The 3,648-nt window shown below is 38.9% G+C and carries 4 protein-coding genes and 1 pseudogene; 1 reads left to right on the forward strand and 4 read right to left on the reverse strand.

Annotated elements, in window-relative coordinates; genetic code table 11:
- Nucleotides 1-104: 104 nt before the first annotated feature.
- The 4 genes from ACEQ1T_RS24310 to ACEQ1T_RS24325 all read right to left on the reverse strand — a co-directional run bounded on the left by ACEQ1T_RS24310 (nucleotide 105) and on the right by ACEQ1T_RS24325 (nucleotide 2,700).
- On the reverse strand, nucleotides 105-992 hold the full coding sequence (locus tag ACEQ1T_RS24310) for an alpha/beta fold hydrolase (RefSeq protein WP_370225122.1): 888 nt from the start codon (nucleotides 990-992) through the stop codon (nucleotides 105-107).
- 105 nt (nucleotides 993-1,097) lie between these two features.
- On the reverse strand, nucleotides 1,098-1,721 hold the full coding sequence (locus tag ACEQ1T_RS24315; RefSeq protein ID WP_370225124.1) for an FMN-binding negative transcriptional regulator: 624 nt from the start codon (nucleotides 1,719-1,721) through the stop codon (nucleotides 1,098-1,100).
- 22 nt (nucleotides 1,722-1,743) lie between these two features.
- Nucleotides 1,744-2,262 (reverse strand): GNAT family N-acetyltransferase, encoded by a 519-nt coding sequence (locus tag ACEQ1T_RS24320; protein WP_370225126.1) that lies wholly within the window; start codon nucleotides 2,260-2,262, stop codon nucleotides 1,744-1,746.
- A gap of 12 nt (nucleotides 2,263-2,274) precedes the next feature.
- Nucleotides 2,275-2,700, reverse strand: coding sequence for a MarR family winged helix-turn-helix transcriptional regulator (locus ACEQ1T_RS24325; RefSeq protein ID WP_370225127.1), 426 nt, complete (start codon nucleotides 2,698-2,700; stop codon nucleotides 2,275-2,277).
- A 255-nt stretch (nucleotides 2,701-2,955) separates the two neighbouring features.
- Here ACEQ1T_RS24325 and ACEQ1T_RS24330 point away from each other — a divergent pair.
- Nucleotides 2,956-3,648: pseudogene (locus ACEQ1T_RS24330) on the forward strand (dihydroorotate dehydrogenase); the annotation flags it as partial.

Consider the following 3,648-nt stretch of genomic DNA (forward strand, 5'->3'; position numbering starts at 1 on the left):
ACGACGCTCTTCCGATCTCCAAAAATAAAATGATTTTCATACCGAGGTTTCACCTCCCTTTAAAACCTTTTTCCCCCTATACCTAATGTATGATTTAGTAAATGTTACGTTTCATAAAAAAAAGAATCCTCAAGCTTATGTGACTCCAAAAAAGTAGTGAGTTTCTCATCCCTTTCAAATGCTAATTTACCTATCCAGATTAAATGTCCCCAAGAATCAAGTACGCTGAGTTCAGAGTGTGGAATATTTTTGTGGGCGTGATAAGGATGTTTCAGTGGAATAAAACCGTCATTTTTACTATGAAGAATCAAAACAGGACAGGCGATGGATCTTAAATCTTGGCCGGTTAATTCCTTGGTTTGTTTAATGTCAATAAGAAAACCACTGCCTGATCGCTGACGGTTATTCATCTTTTTAAATTCCGCAATATCATTGTCACCAATTCTTTGTTTAATGTCTTCTTTTGAGAGGGAACTAAACTGCGAAGACATCATGTTGAACATTACCTTTGAAAAGGAATTACTGAAAAAACTAAGCATCTTCCATGTGAACCCTTCAACAGATGGCCGAAAGATAATGTGGGCTGCCTTATACTCCAGATCCTTCGGTGTAAGCCATTCCTTTGAAACCGCACTCTCTAAGGTAAGACTTTTAACTCTTTCCGGAAATAAAGAGGCAAATCGGATACCTGTTGGGCCGCCAGCCGATATAGCCAGTATATGAACCTGTTCAATGCGAAGATGGTCTACCAATTTTGCGTAATATTCACATGCAGCAGTTAAACTTTCCCCTATCGCTTCTGAAGTCTTTCCATATCCTGCCCTTGACGGGGTAATGATGGAATATCCATTCTCTACTAAACCTTTATATCCAAATTCTTCGTTGCAATTTGAGTGTCCTCCATGAAAAACAAAAATAGGTTCACCTTTCCCAATAACGGAATACTCGATGGTCACATCGTCTACTGAAAATAATTCAACTCTTCTCTCCACACTACCATCTCCCTGATTGCTTATCTCTCTATATCAATACTAACATAATATTCCAGATGCTAAAAAAACAGAGGGATATTTTATTTCCTCTGCTTCCCTGCTAACCTATAATCCCTTTTTTACCTTCCCCTCCATCACCTGGGCCATTTGCTTAGAATCAAAATCATTCTCTTCATAGAGTTTATGAATGATGTTTTGATAGTCTCTTTCATTCCGGTTCTGGCTTAATTTATCGGAAGCTTGAATTTCCTTTACCTTAATCTTGAATCCAACAATTCCTTTTATCTGCTGTTCTAAAAGCTCCGGAGAAAGCTTATCCCATAAGACTGGATTTTTGCGATGTTTTTCATATTTTTGTAGCAGCATGGCCAGGTCCTGCTTTAATTCCTCTTCGCTCAGAATACCGGCTTCGCCATATACATGGACAGCCTGATAATTCCATGTTGGGACATTTTCTTCCTCATACCAGGAGGAAGAAATATAAGCATGTGGCCCCTGGAACATCACCAGCACATCTTCAGAGGCTTCGAATGTTCTCCATTGCGGATTCCCATATGCCATATGCCCTGTTAAATAGCACGTATCTCCTTCTATAATTAACTGCAATGGCAGATGAGTAGCAATGGGTCTTCCTTGTTTTGTCGAGACCATCGTGCCAAACGAGTTACTTTGAACAAACTCCCAAATTTCATCCGCATTTGTGACTTTATAGTATTTTGGAATATACATAATCATCCGCCCTTCGAAAAAATCATTTGAGAATCTTGACCATTATAAAATCCGTTTGTTCTTCATCACCCATATAAAAAGAGTGGGATCCAGTTTGGACAAGCCCCATTTTCTTATAAAAGGCAATTGCCTTTTCATTTTTTTCCCATACACCCAGCCAAATTTTCTTTTTATTAAGTTCCACCGCAGCTTCCAGGGCTTTATGGAACAGATATTTACCAAGCCCCTGTTTCTGAAATAAACTTCTGATATAAATCCTCTCGATTTCGAGTGCTTCATCGCCCATTTCTTCAGTCTGAGCCTCATCGGTATTAACCTTTAAATACCCGGCAGTCTCGCCTTCAAATTCAACAAAGCAGAACTGTGATGAAGGTTGGGATAGTTCAGTTTCCAATTGCTTTAGGTTAAATGCCTTTTCCAAATAGGCTTCCATATTTTCGGGTGAATTCTGTTCCTTAAACGTTTCATTAAAGGTTTCATAACTAATTTCCTGAAGTCTTCTTAAATCTTCAAGCGTACATTTTTTCATATTAATAGTCATTATGCCTCTCCCTTAATAATTTCTCTTGTTCCCCTTTTTTACATTTTCCCAGTCTTTCTCTACATTTTTTCTAACCCTTTGAAGCAGCTTGAAAACGGTTGCTGCTTCTTTCTCGGAAAATCCCTCTAGGGCAATCGCGTTGGAATATTCATGTTCTCTTTTTATAAAAGGAAAAGCATTTTTCCCCTTCTCTGTTGGGAAGAGCCTCCTGATTTTCTTGTTCTGTTCATCGTCTTTCTTTTCTATAAAGCCATTCAGTTCAAGCTTTTTAATCGCACGGGCTGCCGTTGTCCGATCTACTTTTATCTTCTCAGCTAACTTTTCCTGAATAATTCCTGGATTTTCACATATTCGCACAAGGTACAGGTACTGTCCTTTTGTAAGGTCAAGCTCTTTAAATTCGATATTGCTTATGGAATCCAGCGCCCTCGCGATCATGCCAATTTCACGGAGAATTTCCAGTGTACTCAACTCCTCAACACGTTTTTTGTTGTAAATGCAATAATACTATGTATTCAATCTAACTTATTTTTGTTGCATTTGCAATAAAAATAAACATTTTGCAGCCTTGTTAATGGCTATGAAATCTTAATGCTCCAATTATTAAAATAGAAAGAGCATTACTTTACCACAATAAACAACCTGTCCATCCAAACGCATATGCTAAAATAGATAAAAATGGGAGGTGTTTATTTGCCGGATTGGTCGTATCATCCTATTTTTAAGCCCATACTTCAGAAGCTGCCGCCTTCCTTCAGCCGGGAGTTTATCCATCGCGGAATGAGCATGATTTCATCCAGCCGTATAGGGGAAGGATTAATCGAATTTCTTGGTCATATGGAACCCTCCAGCAAGCTTGCGAAAAATGTATTTGGCGATCATTTTTCCACTCCAGTCGGATTAAGCGGCAGGATTGATCCTCACTTAACCGGGATGAAGGCTTTTCAGAATCTGGGGTTTGGATTTACTGAAATCGGGCCCGTTTCCATTCGAGGGTCAGCAGAAGAACTATATGCAGACCCGAAACAAGAAAAGATACATAGATTAATGGACGCTTCAGTAGAGTTAACGGCTGCCAAGAAACTGCTGCTTTCTCTAAAGAAAAAGAAAATCCCTTCCCTCATTAATGTGGAAGGAACTTATCAGGAAGCCATGCAAATTTGTGAAGAATTGCTGCCTTTTAGTGACGGATTTATTTTGGGCAGCCATACTATTCAATCAGCGAGCCAATTTAATCAATTAAAATACAAATTAAATAAACCTATCATCCTTTCTTTTTCACAGGATGATACTCTCAGCCTGGACTATCACCCGGACGGAATTCTTATTACAGGCAATGATTCACTGGAAGAACTCCTTCATAAGCTGGCAGCTCTCAGAAAGCTG

The sequence above is a fragment of the Cytobacillus sp. genome (assembly GCF_964223445.1).
GTDB lineage: Bacteria > Bacillota > Bacilli > Bacillales > Cytobacillaceae > Cytobacillus.

Excerpts from the sequence above, each read along its gene's own strand:
- ACEQ1T_RS24320 (WP_370225126.1), bottom strand. The coding sequence starts at position 2,262 with ATGACTATTAATATGAAAAAATGTACGCTTGAAGATTTAAGAAGACTT.
- ACEQ1T_RS24315 (WP_370225124.1), bottom strand. The coding sequence starts at position 1,721 with ATGTATATTCCAAAATACTATAAAGTCACAAATGCGGATGAAATTTGG.
- ACEQ1T_RS24325 (WP_370225127.1), bottom strand. The coding sequence starts at position 2,700 with ATGATCGCGAGGGCGCTGGATTCCATAAGCAATATCGAATTTAAAGAG.